The 16,929-nt window shown below is 63.2% G+C and carries 17 protein-coding genes; 10 read left to right on the top strand and 7 right to left on the bottom strand.

Translation table 11 applies throughout. The features are described from left to right. The first annotated feature begins 1 nt into the window (after position 1). The 5 genes from M0D64_RS19040 (at position 2) to M0D64_RS19020 (ending at position 3,956) form a co-directional block, all read left to right on the top strand. Positions 2–1,006: an ABC transporter ATP-binding protein gene (locus M0D64_RS19040; RefSeq protein ID WP_171927607.1), complete on the top strand. Its 1,005-nt coding sequence runs from the start codon at positions 2–4 to the stop codon at positions 1,004–1,006. Beyond that, positions 1,003–2,022 (top strand): peptide ABC transporter ATP-binding protein, encoded by a 1,020-nt coding sequence (locus M0D64_RS19035; protein WP_266258863.1) that lies wholly within the window; start codon positions 1,003–1,005, stop codon positions 2,020–2,022. The genes M0D64_RS19040 and M0D64_RS19035 overlap by 4 nt, the downstream gene beginning before the upstream one ends. After that, the gene (locus M0D64_RS19030; protein WP_171927606.1) at positions 2,015–3,166 is read left to right on the top strand and encodes a TraB/GumN family protein; all 1,152 of its coding nucleotides are present in this window, start codon (positions 2,015–2,017) and stop codon (positions 3,164–3,166) included. Before M0D64_RS19035 ends, M0D64_RS19030 begins: the two co-directional genes overlap by 8 nt. A gap of 202 nt (positions 3,167–3,368) precedes the next feature. Further along, on the top strand, positions 3,369–3,647 hold the full coding sequence (locus tag M0D64_RS19025; protein WP_266258862.1) for a BrnT family toxin: 279 nt from the start codon (positions 3,369–3,371) through the stop codon (positions 3,645–3,647). Positions 3,648–3,698: 51 nt separating this feature from the next. Beyond that, entirely contained in the window at positions 3,699–3,956 is a 258-nt protein-coding gene (locus M0D64_RS19020) for a BrnA antitoxin family protein (protein ID WP_097390646.1), read from the top strand. A gap of 98 nt (positions 3,957–4,054) precedes the next feature. Here M0D64_RS19020 and M0D64_RS19015 read toward each other — a convergent pair whose 3' ends face one another. The 6 genes from M0D64_RS19015 to pxpB form a co-directional block, all read right to left on the bottom strand. Next, positions 4,055–5,860 carry a tetratricopeptide repeat protein gene (locus M0D64_RS19015; RefSeq protein ID WP_266258861.1) on the bottom strand — a complete coding sequence of 602 codons (1,806 nt, stop codon included), beginning with the start codon at positions 5,858–5,860 and terminating at the stop codon, positions 4,055–4,057. Between the two features lie 218 nt (positions 5,861–6,078). Beyond that, the gene (locus M0D64_RS19010; RefSeq protein ID WP_266258860.1) at positions 6,079–7,035 is read right to left on the bottom strand and encodes a DUF979 domain-containing protein; all 957 of its coding nucleotides are present in this window, start codon (positions 7,033–7,035) and stop codon (positions 6,079–6,081) included. Further along, positions 7,032–7,781 (bottom strand): DUF969 domain-containing protein, encoded by a 750-nt coding sequence (locus M0D64_RS19005; RefSeq protein WP_093640979.1) that lies wholly within the window; start codon positions 7,779–7,781, stop codon positions 7,032–7,034. The genes M0D64_RS19010 and M0D64_RS19005 overlap by 4 nt, the downstream gene beginning before the upstream one ends. A gap of 302 nt (positions 7,782–8,083) precedes the next feature. After that, on the bottom strand, positions 8,084–8,836 hold the full coding sequence (pxpA, locus tag M0D64_RS19000) for a 5-oxoprolinase subunit PxpA (RefSeq protein WP_266258859.1): 753 nt from the start codon (positions 8,834–8,836) through the stop codon (positions 8,084–8,086). Positions 8,837–8,855: 19 nt separating this feature from the next. After that, a complete protein-coding gene (locus M0D64_RS18995) occupies positions 8,856–9,908 on the bottom strand; it encodes a biotin-dependent carboxyltransferase family protein (RefSeq protein ID WP_154559810.1) in 1,053 nt (350 codons plus the stop codon). After that, entirely contained in the window at positions 9,905–10,558 is a 654-nt protein-coding gene (pxpB, locus tag M0D64_RS18990; RefSeq protein WP_154559809.1) for a 5-oxoprolinase subunit PxpB, read from the bottom strand. Before pxpB ends, M0D64_RS18995 begins: the two co-directional genes overlap by 4 nt. A 207-nt stretch (positions 10,559–10,765) precedes the next feature. On the opposite strand from pxpB, the gene M0D64_RS18985 reads away from it, so the two are divergent. Beyond that, entirely contained in the window at positions 10,766–11,278 is a 513-nt protein-coding gene (locus M0D64_RS18985; RefSeq protein WP_115783482.1) for a winged helix DNA-binding protein, read from the top strand. 58 nt (positions 11,279–11,336) lie between these two features. Here M0D64_RS18985 and M0D64_RS18980 read toward each other — a convergent pair whose 3' ends face one another. Continuing rightward, positions 11,337–11,879, bottom strand: coding sequence for a 5-formyltetrahydrofolate cyclo-ligase (locus M0D64_RS18980; RefSeq protein WP_233464816.1), 543 nt, complete (start codon positions 11,877–11,879; stop codon positions 11,337–11,339). Positions 11,880–11,956: 77 nt separating this feature from the next. Here M0D64_RS18980 and M0D64_RS18975 point away from each other — a divergent pair, with 77 nt between their 5' ends. The 4 genes from M0D64_RS18975 (at position 11,957) to M0D64_RS18960 (ending at position 16,872) form a co-directional block, all read left to right on the top strand. After that, a complete protein-coding gene (locus M0D64_RS18975; protein WP_266258858.1) occupies positions 11,957–13,924 on the top strand; it encodes a lytic transglycosylase domain-containing protein in 1,968 nt (655 codons plus the stop codon). A gap of 81 nt (positions 13,925–14,005) precedes the next feature. Continuing rightward, complete coding sequence (locus M0D64_RS18970; protein ID WP_154559807.1) at positions 14,006–14,959, top strand: complex I NDUFA9 subunit family protein; 954 nt, start codon at positions 14,006–14,008, stop codon at positions 14,957–14,959. A 30-nt stretch (positions 14,960–14,989) separates the two neighbouring features. Continuing rightward, positions 14,990–15,643, top strand: coding sequence for a glutathione S-transferase family protein (locus tag M0D64_RS18965; protein WP_266258857.1), 654 nt, complete (start codon positions 14,990–14,992; stop codon positions 15,641–15,643). Then, a complete protein-coding gene (locus tag M0D64_RS18960) occupies positions 15,640–16,872 on the top strand; it encodes a multifunctional CCA addition/repair protein (protein ID WP_266258856.1) in 1,233 nt (410 codons plus the stop codon). The genes M0D64_RS18965 and M0D64_RS18960 overlap by 4 nt, the downstream gene beginning before the upstream one ends. Positions 16,873–16,929 lie beyond the last annotated feature (57 nt).

The following is a 16,929-nucleotide window of genomic DNA, read 5'->3' as shown; positions in this document are numbered from 1 at the left end:
CATGACCAATTTATTGACCATCCGCAACCTCGCGGTGGATTTCAACGGCCTGCCCGCTGTGGATCGGATCAACCTCGATGTCGCGCAGGGCGAAGTGGTCGGCGTGGTCGGCGAATCGGGCTCGGGCAAGAGCGTGACGATGATGGCGCTGATGGGCCTGATCGACGCGCCGGGCAAAGTCACCGCCGACGAAATCACCTTCAACGGCAAGAATCTGCTGAAGGCGTCGGCGAAGGAACGCCGCAAGATCATCGGCAAAGACATCGCGATGGTGTTCCAGGACGCGCTCACCAGTCTGAATCCGAGCTACACGGTCGGCTATCAGATCAAGGAAGTGCTGAAGCTGCACGAAGGCCTGCGCGGCAGCGCGTTGGACAAACGCGCGCTGGAGTTGCTCGACCAGGTCGGTATTCCGGACGCGAAGAGCCGCATCACGTCGTTCCCGCATCAGATGTCGGGCGGCATGAACCAGCGCGTGATGATCGCGATGGCGATTGCCTGCAACCCGAAGCTGCTGATCGCCGACGAACCGACCACCGCGCTCGACGTGACGATCCAGGCGCAGATCATGGAACTGCTGATCAAGCTGCAGAAGGAACGCGGCATGGCGCTCGTGCTGATCTCGCACGATCTGGCGGTGGTGTCCGAAGTCGCGCAGCGTGTCGCGGTCATGTACGCTGGCGAAGTGATCGAAACGAACCGCGTGCCGGACATCTTCGCCGCGCCGCATCACCCGTACACGGAAGCGTTGCTGGCGGCGATTCCCGAGCACAATGTCGGCGCGGTGCGGCTCGCCGCACTGCCGGGCATGGTGCCGGGGCGTGATGATCGTCCGAAAGGGTGTCTGTTCGCACCGCGCTGCAAGTATGTGGTCGACGACTGCATGAAGGCGCGACCGGCATTGACACCGATGCAAGGTCACGCCGAAGTGGCGCGCGTGCGCTGCATCAAACCCCTGAACCTGAGCGGTGACGCCAACGTTCACACCCATGGAGGCGCACGATGAACGCAGTACTCGAACCGCGGCGCCAGTCGGACCATGCGGGCGATCACGTCCTGGTTGCCGACAAGCTTGCGCGTTACTACACGGTGAAGCGCAGCATGTTCAGCCAGGGCACGGTCAAGGCTTTGAACGGCGTGTCGTTTGCGCTCGACCGCGGCAAGACCCTGGCGGTGGTGGGCGAATCCGGTTGCGGAAAATCCACCCTTGCACGTCAACTGACCATGATCGAAAAGCCCAGCGCGGGCCGTCTGTTGATCGACGGTGAAGACGTGGCGGGCGCCGATCACGCGAAGATCGCGGCGCTGCGGCGGCGCGTGCAGATGGTGTTTCAGAATCCGTTTGCCTCCCTGAATCCGCGCAAGACAGTCGAGCAGACGCTCAGCGAACCGCTCGCGATCAACACGCAACTGAGCACGACCGAACGCGCCGAACGGATCGCGCAGATGATGCGCACGGTCGGCCTGCGTCCGGAGCATGCCAAGCGTTATCCGCATATGTTCTCAGGCGGTCAGCGGCAACGCGTGGCCATCGCGCGCGCTATGATCCTCGATCCGCAGATCGTGGTCGCCGATGAGCCGGTGTCCGCGCTCGACGTGTCGATCCAGGCGCAGATTCTCAATCTGTTCATGGACCTGCAGGAGCAGTTCAAGACCAGCTACGTGTTCATCTCGCACAATCTGTCGGTGGTGGAGCATATCGCCGACGATGTGATGGTGATGTACTTTGGCGGCGTGGCGGAGCTCGGCGACAAGAAGCGGATTTTCTCGAATCCGCGTCATCCGTACACGCGTGCGCTGATGTCGGCCACGCCTTCGATCTTCGAAGCGGATCGCACCATCAAGATCAAGCTGCAAGGTGAAATGCCGTCGCCGCTGAATCCGCCATCGGGCTGCACGTTCCATCAGCGCTGCCCGTACGCGATCGACTGTTGCCGCAGCGAAGAACCGAAGTTGCGTGAAGTGGATGGCCGTCAGGTGTCGTGTCACCGCGCCGAGGAGGTGGGGGACATAGATGCCTGATGCAGTGGCGGCGCGTCGTCTTGCGCGCCGCTCGCGCGATGGTGGCCGCCACGCTGCTTTCGCGCGGCGCTGGGGAGCGTTTGCACTGACCGGTGCCACGCTCCTCGGCGTATGTTCTGCTTTTCACCTGAGCGCAGGGCCGATCGGCCTCGCGCATGCCGCTGGGGCGGCTGCCAATACGCCCGCCCAGGCAGGACGGCCGGCGATGCCGGTGCCAAGTCTGCCGGCACCGCCACGCGCCACCTTGCCGGGCTTCAATCCTCCGCCCGCTACGCCCGGCACCACGGCGAGCGGCCCGGTGCGCGCGCAGCCTGCGCGCATGCCGTTCTATGTCGCGACACGCGGCACCACGACCATTTACGTGCTCGGCACGTTGCATGTCGGCGACCCCGCCGACTATCCGCCCGGGCAACCGTTCCGCGCGCCGATCCTGGGCGCCCTGGCGGCTTCGCCGACGCTGGCGCTCGAACTCTCACCCGACGAACTGCTGGTCTCGCAAGACGACGTGTCGAAGTACGGCGTATGCCGCCGCGACTGTCTGCCGGGTCTGCTGCCCGAACCTTTATGGCGCAAGCTGGCCTTGCGCCTGCGCGGCAATCCCGCGGCGCAGGATGAAATCAAGAAGATGCGGCCGTGGCTCGCGTCACTGGTGGTCGAAACCTACGATTCGTTGAGTGCAGGCTTGCAGACCGAGTACGGCACGGAAGCGCAATTGCAGAACGTCTATATCAGGACGCGCGGCAAGATCGTCGGTCTCGAGACCTTGCCGCAGCAAATGCGTGCGTTCACCGGACTCACGCTTGCGCAGCAACGCGAAATGCTCGCGCAGGACCTGGTGCAGACGCCCGCGGAAAACGTCGACGATGTGAAGACGTTGCACCGGCTGTGGCGAGTGGGCGATGCCGATGCGATTGCGGCGTGGCAGGCCGCGAAGTCCGAAAAGCTGGCGCGCGACAAGCGGATCTCCGATTCGATCGACAACCGGATCGTGTACGAACGCAACCGGCGCTTCGTATCGCGGATGCTGCTGATCGCCGGGCCGAACAAGCCGGTGTTCGTGGCGATCGGCGCGTTGCATCTGGGTGGCCGCAAGGGCGTGCTGCAGCTTTTGCGGCAGCACGGGTTCGTGGTGGATGCGGGGTGAGAGTCGTCCCAGCCTTACGCTGCGAAATCTGCGGCGTGGCTGATCACAGTCCTAACCGGGGTAGGCCGTTCGGCCAGATCAGGAACCGGTAATTTCACAGCCAGTCCGACGCTGACGTGTGTCGCAAACTGCTCGCGGCTCATGCGGACATAGCTACGCGTGCGTGCTATGATGTATGTACAGACGTCAATACAGGTGCTGTGTGCGGTTTGAATGGGACGAACTCAAGAATCAAATCAACATTCGTAAGCATGGCATCGATTTCCGAGATGCGGTCGACGTGTTCGATCATCCCGTGCTGACGGCGATAGACCAGCGGGAAGGCTACGGTGAGGATCGCTGGATCGCGCTAGGCTGGATGGCCGCCATCGTAGGCGTGGTGGTGTACGTCGAACGCAGTGCGGATGTGATCCGTATCATTTCGGCGCGCAAGGCGACGAAGCACGAGGTCAAACGCTACAAGTACAGCGTCTGGAATTGACTGGCACGGTGGGTAGCGTGGGAATGGCTGAAAAGGAGCAGAGGCGAAATTATGGGTAAAACATCAGGAACCGACTGGAAGCGACTTGCAAAAGCAGGCGACGCGCAAATCGACACGAGCGACGTGCCCGAATTGGGCGACGATTTTTTTGACCGTGCCGAGTTGCACGTTCCGCCGAAACAGGCTGTGACCATGCGCCTGGACGCGGATGTACTGAGCTGGTTCAAAGAACAGGGGGCGGGCTATCAAACGCGCATCAACAAGTTGTTGCGCGCCTACATGCTGGCGCAGCAGCGTCGCCGTCCTTAAGGCGCGGCGCCGCGGCGTTCTGTCTGCGTAAGAAGGTGCGTACGAAAGGATTGAGAAGGCGCTGCGCAGCAACGCCTGAAATCTGCGCAGCGTAGGTTTTATAGACTGCCGTCGCGTAGTTCTTCCGATACGCGTTCGACCACGGGCGCCCAATCGCCCAACCTGGTCTGCCGGAACAACTTCATCGCCGGATACCACGGCGAATCGCTGCGCTCTTCGAGCCAGCGCCAATCCGAGTTGGCGGGCAGCAACACCCACACCGGCTTGCCAAGCGCGGCAGCCAGGTGCGCCACGCCGGTGTCCACGGCGATCACAAGATCGAGATTCATGATGAGCGCGGCGGTGTCGTCGAAGCTCTTCAGATCTGCGGTGAAATCGTGGGCGCGGAAAGCTTCAGGTGCATCAGCCAACTGATCGTGCGCTGGCCCCTTTTGCAGCGCGTACCACGCGATGTCATTCAGCTCGCTTAGCTGGCTCAGGTTGGCCAATGCCATCGAGCGATAACGATCGTTGCCGAACGTCGGGCTGCCGGACCACACCAGGCCCACTTTGCGTTTTGCTGTGCCGGCTGCGTCCACCCGCTTGCGCCATGCCTTGATCTTTGCCTTGTCGGCGAACATATACGGCACATCCGCGGGAATGGTCGACAGTTCGGTGCCGATGCACGACGGCACGCTCATCAACGGCACCCAGAAGTCGTACGGGCCTTCAGGCTTGCCACTGAACGCGCGATGCACGCCCGGGATGCGCTCGACCAGCGGCAGAAGCGGCTCGCGCACACAGAGATCGACTGTGGCGCCGAGTTGCTCGAGCACGCGCGCATAGCGCAGAAACTGGAAGTGGTCGCCGAAACCCTGTTCGCCGACCAGCAACAGACGGCGCCCGTCGAGCGGCTCGCCATGCCACTCCGCAACACCCGGCACGGCGATCGCCTCGTAGTCGCTCTTGCGCCAGCGTTGCGCAAATTCCGCCCAACCCTGCTTGTAATCTCCGCGCTTGAGCAACAGCCACGCGAGGTCCTGATGCGCGTCCGCGTAGTTGGGATCGAGCGCCAGTGCGTAACGGTAGAAGCCTTCTTCTTCATCCAGGCGGCCCTGCGCGCCGAGAGATCCGCCGAGGCAAACCAGATTGGTCGGGTTCGGCTTGAGTGCGACCGCACGCCGATACTGCGATTCGGCACCGGCGTAGTCACCGAGCTTGCCGATCAGGCTGCCCAGATTGATGTGGGCCTCGGCATAATCGCCACGCAGTGCCAGTGCCCGTTCGAAACTGGTGATGGCGGCGGCGTGGTCACCTTGCGCGTTGTACGCATTGCCAGCACTGAAATGCGCTTCCGCCGAGTGCGGATCGAACGCCAGCGCGTGCTGATAGCAGGCCAGCGCCTCGTCGTAGCGGCCGAGCTTGTTCAGCGCCGTGCCGAGGTTCAGATGTGCGTCGACCAGCGACGGATTCGCCGCCAACGCTAGCCGGTATTGTTCGATCGCTACTTCGAGCGAGCCTTGCGCTTGCAGCGCGACGCCGAAGTTGTTGCGCGCGTCGGCGAAATCCGGCTGCAACTGCAGCGCCTGGTCATAGCAGATCATCGCTTCTTCGCGATGGCCGAGCGCAGCGGCGACGAGACCACGGTTGCTCCAGCAGGCGGCGTCGGTGCGATCGAGTTTGAGCGCTTCGCTCATCAACTCGGCGGCGAAACCATGGTCGCCGCGCTGATGTTGCAGTACGCCGAAGTAATGCAGCACTTTGGCATGCGTTGGGTCGAGTGCGAGCGCTTCACGGTAAAAAGGCTCGGCCGCATCGAGGCGGCCGGCCTGGTGTGCTTCGAGCGCGGCCTCAATCAGAGAGGTGAGGTAAGCGGAGGGCGGCGCGTCGGTGGGCGCGGTGTCGGGGTGGGCTTGATGTTCCATGAGGGACCTGCTGGAAAGCGCTGACGGCGCGCGTTGCGCGCGTCGCCAGCGCATGTGGATGGAAGAGCATCCACCAGCTTATGTTCAGGCCCCTTCCCTGGCGATCGGACGCCTCCGAATTCGGCGGCGTCCATTTGCCGCGGACTCACGCGCATGCATCGATCACAGCGAAAGTCCTATGCGATATCGGAGGCTGTCACGCGGCTCGGCCAACGGCCCTACAGGAACATCAGGAAATTCAACAGGAAGATGTTCACAACGAGCAAGCTCAGCGCGGTGGGCACCTGCACCTTGATCACCGCATTCTTATCCGGCAATTCCAGCAGCGCGGCCGGCACCATGTTGAAGTTCGCGGCCATCGGCGTCATCAGCGTGCCGCAGTAGCCCGAGAACATGCCGATCGCGACCATCACCGCCGGGTTGCCGTGAAACACGCCGACCAGGATCGGCACACCGACGCCGCCTGTCATCACCGGGAACGCGGCGAAGCCGTTACCCATCACCATCGTGAAGAGCGCCATGCCGACGCAGTACACGGCCACCGCGATAAAGCGGTAGTCGAGGCTGATGTAGGCCGTGGTCACGTGAGCCACCGCCTTGCCGACGCCGGCGTCCGAGAACACGAGACCGAGCATGCCGAGCATCTGCGGCAGCACCGCGGCCCATGACAATGCGTCGACCAGGCGGCGCGCCTCTTTCATCGACTGGCCGACGGTATCGCGTGTCATCACGCAGGCAATCGCAAGTGCAATCACGCAGCCGATGCCGAAGCCGATCAGCGTGACGTTGGCCTTCTCGAACAACGGCATGCCGCCAAAGATCAGATGGCTGGCCGATAGCGTAATGATCACGGTGACGACGGGAATCGTCAGCGCGGGTACAAACAGCTTGTTACCCAGACGCGCGGCGCTTGCCTTGCGCGCTTCGAGCGACAGCACCTTCGGCTTGGCCGCGGTCACGCCGCCGAATCCTGCGGCCAACGCCATCACGATCACCAGCACGCCGACCACCGACGGCGGCAGCTTGTCGCCGATCAGGAAGATCAGCGCGTAAAGGATCCAGAAACCGCCGGCGGTGAAACGGCGCGGGTGTTCCTTATCCGTGACGATCATGCCGCCGATGACGAGCAAAACCACGCCGAGCAGCCAGAACAGATAGGTAATCGTGAACGTCATGCTTTGTCTCCCGCGGCGGGTTGCGTCGGCGCGACGGAGGCGGTGTTCGCGGCGGCATTGCCGCGCAGTTCGCGTTCGAGCCTGCGGTCGAGCAGATAGAGACGGAAGCCGTGAATGATGAACGCGCAGATCGCGGTCGGAATGCCCCAGACGGCCACGTGAATCGGCTCGACGATGATGCCGGCTTCTTTCAGGAAGGTCGTCATCAGCACGATTGCGCCGAACGCGACGAAGATGTCTTCACCGAAGAACAGGCCGACGTTGTCGGTCGCCGCGGAGAAGGCGCGCAATTTGAAACGCACGGCGTCGCTGATCTTGCCGAAGCGCGTTTCAGTCGCGCCCTCAGCCATCGGCGCGATCAGCGGACGCACCATCTGCGGATGGCCGCCGAGACCGGTCAGGCCGACCGCGGCGGTCAGTTCGCGCACCAGCAGATAGACGATCAGCAAGCGCCCCGCGGTCGCGGCCTTGATGCCGCCGATCCAAGCTTGCGCGCGCTCGCGCAGGCCGTGCCGTTCCAGCAGGCCGATCACGGCCAGCGGCAGCAGGATGATCAGCGGGATATTGCGGGTCTTGATGAAGCCGGTGCCGATTTCAGCGAGGATCTTTTCTGGCGGGAAGTGCGCGGCCAGACCGGTGATGATCGCGGCAACCGCCACGATCAGCATCGGATTGAACCGTAATAAAAAGCCGACGATGATGACGGCCACGCCAATGAGCGGCCATAGACTGACTGTTGTCTGCATCTGGATCTCCAAACAGGGTTTCAACCTCGCCGCTTGTTGCGGCTAACGTGGGCCGGCGCCTGGTGATCCACGCGCCGTCTTGCTGCCACGGCTCTTGATGGCCGCGTTGCTTCGACTACACCTGCACTTGCATCTGCTGCTTGTTTGCTGATTGTTTGCCGTTTATCTGCTGCTCATTTGCTGTTCCACCGCGGGTACTGCAATGCGTCCTGCACCTGACAAACGCCCCGCACGGAGCGGGGCGTTCGGGGTTGGGTAACGGTTGAATCGCGCTGTCTGGTTCGCAATGATCGACGCGCGAGTCAGACGCTCGCGGCGCCGGCCGCGTGAACAGCAATGCCCGCGTCCTCTAGCGCGCTGCGGATGCGCCGCGCGAACGCCAGCGCGTGCGGGCCGTCGCCGTGCAGGCAGATGGTTTGGGCGTTGAGCGGCACCCAGTGTCCGTCGACGGCCTGCACGCGGCGCTCGCGCACCATGGCGAGCGTGCGCTCCAGCACCACGTCTTCGTCGTCGAGCAGCGCGCCCGGTTCCTTGCGCGGCACGAGCGAGCCGTCGGCGCGATAGCCGCGGTCGGCGAATACTTCTTCGACGGCAGTCAGGCCGGCTGCCCGGGCAGCCGTCACGAGTCCGCTGTTGGCGAGCGCGAACACCGCCACCGACGGGTCGAAATCGTGAACCGCCGAGACGATCGCATCGGCGATCTTCGCGTCGCGCGCGGCCTGGTTGTATAACGCTCCGTGTGGCTTCACGTGCGCGATGCGCCCGCCTTCGGCCTGCGCGATCGCCGACAGGGCGCCGAGCTGATACAGCACGCCTGCGTAGATATCGTTGGCCGGCAGATCCATTTCCTTGCGGCCAAAATTCTCAGGATCGTTAAAGCTCGGATGCGCGCCGATCGACACGCCTTTTTGCACCGCCCAGCGCACGCAGTCGCGCATGGCGTTTGGGCCGCCCGCGTGCCAGCCGCACGCGATGTTGGCCGAGCTGACGAGGTCGAGCAGCGCCTCGTCGGAACCGCAGCCTTCGCCGAGGTCGGCGTTCAAATCGATTTCCATGGTGTTCCCCTACATAGTGTTACAGCGTTGCGACCGCCTGCTGGCGCGCGCAACGTTCTTCGTGCATGGCAATCGCGGCGTCGATCTGCCGCAAATACGTGCGCTCTTCCAGCAAAGCCTGGCGTGCCTCATAGGGCGTCGTCGGGATGAAACGGATGGCGGCGTTCAGGCGAACCTGCGCGAGCTTCCATAGATCGGCCTGGATCACGGCGCCGATCTTCGGGTAGCCGCCGGTGGTCTGCGCATCGCTCATCAGCACGATCGGCTGGCCGTTCGGCGGGACCTGAATCGTGCCGGGCAGCACGGCGTGCGAGAGCAGATCGTTTTTCCGGGTGCGCTTCAGTTCCGTACCGGCGAGGCGGTAGCCCATACGGTTGCTGTTCGGTGTGACCAGCCATTCATCGGACCAGAACGATTCGTGCGCTTCTTCAGTGAAGCTATCGTATTCCGGGCCTTGCAGCACGCGGATCGGCACGGCCCACGGCACGCCGGACGGATGCCGGCCGCGCCGCAGCGGTTCGTGAACCAGCACGAACTTGCACCAGGCGGGCGCCTTCACGCCGAACTCGGGCGCTTCGGGGGTAAAGCCGAGGTGGCCGCGTTGCGGCGGCGCGCCGACCGGCAGACGGTCGCCGTCGCGCAACGCCCGGCCGCCGAGTCCGCCGAAATGGCCGGCGAGATCAGTGCTGCGCGAACCGAGCATCGGCAACACGTCGATGCCGCCCGCGATGCAGACATAGCCGCGCATGCCGCGTTTGGCCGCTTGCAGAACCAGCTCCTGGCCGGCCTGCACCGGCAGGCTCCACCATGAATAGACCGGCTTGCCGTCGAGCGTCGCGCCGAATTCGGTGCCGGTGATGGCCACGCGTGTGGCGCGCAGAAAGCGCAGCACGGTCGGGCCGAAGGTAATTTCCAGGCCGGCCGCATCGGGCCGGTTGCCGACCAGCCGGTTGCCGACTTCAAGCGACAGACGGTCGAGCGCGCCACCCATCGCGACGCCGAGATGCCGGTAGCCGTGACGGCCGAGATCCTGAATCGTGGTCAGCAGACCCGCGCGAATCACATCGATCATGCGTGTATCCCCGCGACGGTAAAGCGCACCCGGTCGCCCGGTTGCAACAGCGTGGGCGGACGCCGAGACGGATCGAACAGCGGCAGTTCGGTGCGGCCGATCAACTGCCAGCCGCCGGGAGAGGTCGCCGGATAAATGCCGGTCTGTTCACCGCCGATGCCGACCGAACCGGCCGGCACTTCCAGCCGCGGCGACGAACGGCGCGGCGTGTGCAGCGCTGTGTCGAGCCCGCCCATATAGGCAAAGCCCGGCTGAAAACCGAGGAAGAACACCACGTACTCGCCGTCCGCATGACGTTGCACGACCTCGCGCACGCTCAGGCCGCTGTGATTGGCGACCGCTTGCAAGTCGGGGCCGAACTCGCCGCCGTATTGCACCGGAATGTCGACTTGACGACCGGCCGCGGGCACGTCGCTTGCCGCGTTCCAGGCCGCTTGCAGAAGGCTCACCAGCGCTTCGCGATCGGCTTCGAGCGAATCGAATACGAGCGTCAGATTGTTCATACCGGGCACAACCTCGAGCACGTGCGGCCAGTCGCGCGCGGCCTCGGCGGCAGCCCACACGCGCCGCTGGCAGTCCAGCGTGGCAGGCGGCGGCGCCTCGCAGACTAGCGCGGCATCGCCGAGCGGAAAGATTTTTGGTTGGCTCATCGCTTAACGGCCCAGGTTGAGTCGGAGATGTCGAGCATATCGGACCCTGTGCCTATTTATCAGCATAGGGTCCGTGATGTCTGAAGCGTACATTATCAATAAAATCTCAACAAATTCTCAATAAGCGTTTTCGCCAGGGTCCCGAGAATGGGCTGCTCGTCGTACACTCCCGACACCTTCCCATCCTGTTTCTCGAGAATTTTCACCATGTCGCGCCATCCCACCAAGATCGTTTCCTCGGAACATCTCGTGTCTGACACAAGCGCGGAGCTGTCCGAGCTGGAGTACGCACTCATCATGGCGGGCAACGCATTCAACCGGTGGATGGTGCGCTGCATGTCGGCGGCCGGCGAAAAGGACATGACCGCGATCGAAGTCTCGTTGCTGCACCACGTCAGCCATCGCGAGCGGCGCAAGAAGCTGGCGGACATCTGCTTTGTGCTGAACATCGAAGACACGCACGTCGCCACTTACGCGTTGAAGAAGCTCGTAGCTAGAGGGTATGTAAAAAGCGAAAAGACCGGCAAGGAAGTGTTCTTCTCGGCGACCGATGCAGGCCGTGAGCTTTGTCTGAAGTACCGCGAGGTGCGCGAGAGCTGCCTGATTTCGACGCTGAAGGAAAGCGGCCTGACCAACGAGCAGATTGGCGAGGCGGCGCAACTGATGCGCAATGCGTCCGGACTGTACGACACGGCCTCGCGGGCGGCGGCGTCTTTATAACGGGCTTTGCCCTCGGTGGTGGGAGAGGGATGCGCCTCGCACGGCGCTCTTCAAACGCTTAATCTGCCGGCTGTGGATAGAGACCGGCTTCCGTCACGATCAGATCGAGCGGGATGTCGTGGGCCTCGCGCTGCAATGCGTCCGTGCGGCACGCTTCATAGGCGATGCCGACCGTGACCGGCTTCTTCGGCCCAGGCCATGCGGCCAGCGTGCGATCGTAGTAGCCACCGCCGTAGCCGAGCCGGAAGCCGTCGGCGTCGAAGCCCACGCACGGCACGAACAGCAGATCGGGAAGCACCACGCGCCCCGAAGTGGGCTCGGCGATCTTGTGATGGCCGATCTTCATCGCCATATCCGGCGCCCACGCGTGAAATTCGAGCGGCACGCCGCGTTCCTTGACGATCGGCAAACCCGCCTCGCGTTGCGAGTCGGCCGCGAGCCAGATCGCAATCGCGGCGCGCGCGTCGAATTCGCCCGCCAGCGGCCAATAGAACCCCACGCTGCTCACGCCGTAGTGCTTCAACGCATCGAGAACGCGACGGTTGAGCGCGGCGTTGTGCGCCGGCTCGGAAGCCGCTTGTAGCCTTGCTTCCAATAGCATTCGACGCAGCGCCTTTTTCGATTCTGCGACGGGGTTGCATGCTATGCTTGGGTTCAATTCGCGCTCCAGAAACAACGATGTCAAAACGCCTCTATCGAGTATATCGCGCGGCTGGTCTGGCGCTTGCCGCTGCGGCACTCGTCGCGTGCAGCACGGCCTCCGCCGTCAAGCCCATTTCCCTTTCGCAACTCACGAACGACGACCAGACCTTCGTCCAGCTTCGCGAAGCCGCCCGCAATAATGACGCGGCGCGCGCGGCGCAACTGGCGAGCATGATTCCGAACTATCCGGCGCCTTCGTATCTGGAGTACTTCCAGCTCAAGCCGCAATTGTTCGATTCCAGCGGCCATGCGCGTATTGACGCGCCGGATGCGCCGGTGCTGTCGTTCCTGCAGAAGTACGACGGCCAGGCGATCGCCGACCGCATGCGCAACGACTACCTCACGGTGCTCGGCACGCGTCACGACTGGCGTAACTTCGATCAGCAATACGCGCGTTTCGTGCTGAACGACGACACGCAGGTGAAGTGCTACGCGCTCGAGTCGCGTGCCGCGCGGGGTGAAAACGTCGCCGACGCGGCGCGTGCGCTGCTGGTCGATCCGAAGTGGTACGGCGACGGCTGCGTCGATCTGGTCACCGCGCTGGCGGTCAACCAGCAATTCAGTTCCGACGACGTGTGGCAACAGATCCGCCTCGCGTACGAACAGAACTACACGAGCACAGGCAGCAAGCTCGTCGATGCGCTCAGCAACCAGCCGCCCGATCCGGTGCTGTTCGGCCAGGCCACGAGTACGCCGCCGTTGTTGCTGGCGCGCGGTGTCGGTCCGGATACGCAATCGCACCAACTCGCGTTGCTGGCGATCACGCGCATGGCGCGCAACGATCCGGCCATGGCAGCGGCCACATTCGCCTCGGTGGCGCCGTCGTTGAGTTCGCCCGAGCGCGCAATCGGTTGGGGCACGATTGCGTATCAAGCCGCTGCCAAGCAGATGCCGAGCGCGGTGGACTGGTACCGCCTGTCGGTGAATGCGCCGCTGTCGAACCCGGCGTACGAATGGCGCACCCGCACCGCGCTGCTCGCCGGCGACTGGACGATGGTGCGCTGGTCGATCGAACAGATGCCGGCGGCGCTGCGCAATCAGCCGTCGTGGGTCTACTGGCACGCCCGCGCGCTCAAACAAGCCGGCGACACGACCACGGCCAACCAGGAATTCGAGTCGATCTCGCAGGGCTTCAACTTCTACGGCCAACTGGCTGCGGAAGAGCTTGGCCAAAAGATCACCGTGCCGCCGAAAACCACCGTGACCGACGCCGAAATCCAACAGGCCGGCAACACGCCGGGCTTCGATCTGGCGCAGCGTTTCTATGCGCTGAATCTGCGCCTCGAAGGCAATCGCGAATGGAACTGGCCGCTGCGCGATATGAGCGACCGGCAACTGCTCGCCGTTGCCGAATACGCGCGCCGTATCCAGTTGTATGACCGCACTGTCAACACGGCGGATCGCACGAAGAGCGAGCACGATTTCTCGCTGCGCTATCTGTCGCCGTTCAAGGACATCGTCGAGCGCGACGCGCAGTCGAATGGGCTCGACGTCGAATGGGCATACGGGCTGATTCGCCAGGAATCGCGCTTCATCATGAACGCGCGCTCGGAAGTCGGCGCGAGCGGTCTGATGCAGCTGATGCCGGGCACCGCGCAACTGGTGGCAAAGAAGATTGGTCTCGGCCCGATTTCGCGCGAGCAGATGAACGATATCAACACCAACATCCTGCTCGGCACGAACTACCTGTCGATGATCTACAATCAGTTCGACGGGTCCGCCGTGCTGGCTACTGCGGGTTACAACGCGGGCCCGGGCCGTCCGAGCAACTGGAGGCAATCGTTGCAGCATCCGGTTGAAGGCGCGATCTTTGCCGAGGCGATTCCGTTCCAGGAAACACGCGATTACGTAAAGAATGTGTTGTCCAACACGGTCTACTACGCGGCATTGTTCGAAGGCCGTCCGCAATCGCTGAAGGCGCGTCTGGGTTATATCGCGCCGTAAGCGCCGTGCCGCCGCCGCATCACTCTGATGCGGCGGTGCGCCACGCCAGCCGTTGCCGCGGCTTCCACTAGGGAGTCGAAAATGCGACATCAAGCCATTGCGATCATCGGCGGTTCCGGTTTTATCGGCAGCCATCTCGTCAACGCTCTCGTTGAAATGGGCAAAGACGTGCGCATCGCCACCCGGCGCCGCTACAACGCTCGCCATCTCACGTTGCTCCCCATCGACGTGATCGAAGCCGACGTGTTCGATCCGGTCCAGCTCGCGCGTTTCGTCGAAGGCGCCGATTGCGTCATCAACCTCGTTGCCACGCTGCATGGCAAACGCGGCACGCCTTATGGCCCGGAGTTCGCGCGCACGCACGTCGAATTGCCGACCAAAATCGTTGCGGCTTGCGAAGGCAAGGGCGTGCACCGGTTGATTCATATCAGCGCGCTCGGCGCCGACTTGAATGGGCCGAGCATGTATTCGCGCTCGAAGGGTGACGGCGAAAAGGCCGTGCACGCGGCGAATCTGGCGTGGACGATTTTCCGTCCGTCCGTGGTGTTCGGTCCTGAAGACCAGTTCCTCAACAAGTTCGCGTTCCTGCAGCGGATGTTCCCGGTGATTCCGCTTGCGATGCCGGACGCGAAATTCCAGCCGGTGTACGTCGGCGACGTGGCAAAAGCGATCTGCAACGTGCTCGATCTCGACGCGGCCAGCGGCCATACCTACGACCTTGGCGGGCCGACCGTCTATACACTCGAAGACCTCGTCAAGTATTGCGGCGACGTGATCGGCAGGCATGCGCGAATCATTCGCCTGCCGGAGGCGTTGGCGCGCTTGCAGGCGTTGACGTTTGAAATGGCGCCGGGCGAACCGGTGATTTCGCGCGACAATCTCGATTCGATGAAAGTCGACAACGTGTTGAGCGGACCGCTTGCGCCTGAACTCGGCATCGAACCCGCCAGCATTGAAACGATCGCGCCCGTGTATCTGACCGGCGCGTCGACGCGTTCGCGCTTCGACGCGTTTCGCGCGAGCGCGGGGCGTTGAACCTTTTTATCTCTTCCTTTCATATCAGGCATGAAGCTGCTTATCGGTGACAAGAACTACTCGTCATGGTCGATGCGTCCGTGGCTGCTGCTCAAACAATTCGGCATCCCATTTGAAGAGGTGCTGATTCATCTGCATGAATCCGGGACGAAGTCCGCGATTCTGGCTTACGCGCCGACGGGGCCGGGCAAGCTGCCGTGCCTGATCGGCGAAGATGGATCGGCTACCTGGGATTCGCTGGCGATCGCCGAGACGCTGGCTGAGCGCTTCCCGCAGCATGCGCTGTGGCCGCGCAACCCGGCGGCGCGTAGCCACGCACGCAGCATCAGCGCCGAGATGCATTCGGGTTTCGGCGAATTGCGCTCGAACATGTGGATGAACATTCGTGCGTCGTTTCCGGGTAAGAACGCAACGCCGGGCGCGCTCGCCGACATCGCACGCATCGACGCGATCTGGAGCAGGTGTCTCGATACCTACGGCGGTCCTTTCCTGTTCGGCGAGTTCAGCATCGCCGACGCGATGTACGCACCCGTCGTGATGCGCTTCAACACGTGGCAACCGGCGCTCTCCGAAGCCGCCGCGGCTTACGTTCGTCGCGTGACGGCGTTGCCGGCGGTGAAGGCATGGATCGACGACGCGCTGCGCGAAACGCATGCCATTCCGTACCAAGACGTATGCCTATGAATATCTACGCAGTAGGCGGCGCGATCCGTGACGAGTTGCTGGGCGTACCCGTGCAGGACCGGGATTACGTGGTGGTTGGGGCGACGCCCGAGCAGATGGTGGTGCAGGGCTATCGTCCGGTGGGCAAGGATTTTCCGGTGTTTCTGCATCCGCAGACACACGAGGAATACGCGCTTGCACGCACCGAGCGCAAGACGGCCGCGGGCTATCACGGCTTCCAGTTCTTCTACGCGCCGGATGTCACGCTCGAAGAGGATCTCGCTCGCCGCGACCTGACAATCAACGCGATGGCGCGCGAAATGCGCCCGGACGGCGAACTGACCGGTCCGGTGATCGACCCGTTCAACGGCCGGGGCGATTTGCAGGCGCGGCTGTTTCGCCATGTCAGCGATGCGTTCCTGGAAGACCCCGTGCGGATTTTGCGGATTGCGCGGTTCGCGGCGCGCTTCGTCGATTTCACGGTGGCGCCGGAGACGATGGCGCTGATGCGCAAGATGGTGGCCGACGGTGAGGTCGATGCACTGGTCGCCGAGCGCGTGTGGCAGGAGGTGTCGCGCGGGTTGATGGAGAAGAAGCCGTCCCGCATGTTCGAGGTGCTGCGGGAATGCGGCGCGCTGGCGCGGATTCTGCCGGAGATCGACGCGTTGTTCGGCGTGCCGCAGCGGGCTGACTATCATCCCGAAGTGGATACGGGCGTGCACGTGATGATGGTGGTCGACCATGCCGCGCAACAGGGTTACGCGTTGCCGGTTCGGTTTGCGGCGCTCACGCATGATCTGGGCAAGGCGACGACGCCGGACGACGTATTGCCGCGGCATATCGGGCATGAGGGGCGCAGCGTGGATTTGCTGAAGCCTTTATGTGAGCGGCTGCGGGTGCCGAATGAATGCCGCGATCTGGCGCTGCTGGTCGCGCGGGAGCACGGGAATATTCATCGCGTGATGGAGATGGGGGCGGCCGCGTTGGTGAGGCTGCTCGAGCGCAGCGATGCGATTCGGAAACCGGCGCGGTTTGCTGAAGCCTTGCAGGCTTGTGAGGCGGATGCGCGTGGGCGGCTTGGGTTTGAGATGCGGGAGTATCCGCAGGCTGAGCGGCTGCGGATTGCGCTTGTTGCTGCGCGGGGGGTGGATGCTGGTGCTGTGGCTAAGCGGCTCGTTGACTCGCCTGCGGGGATTAAGGATGCAGTGCATCAGGAGCGCGTTCGCGCTGTTGAAGGGGCTCTTGTTTGAGGTTTTTTGCCTGCTCGGCGCTTTTTGTCAGTGTTCTTAGGGTGTTGGCCTTTCCTT

The organism is Paraburkholderia sp. WS6 (genome assembly GCF_030464835.1).
Classification (GTDB): Bacteria; Pseudomonadota; Gammaproteobacteria; order Burkholderiales; family Burkholderiaceae; genus Paraburkholderia; species Paraburkholderia madseniana.
This window is presented reverse-complemented; position numbering and strand designations above follow the sequence as displayed.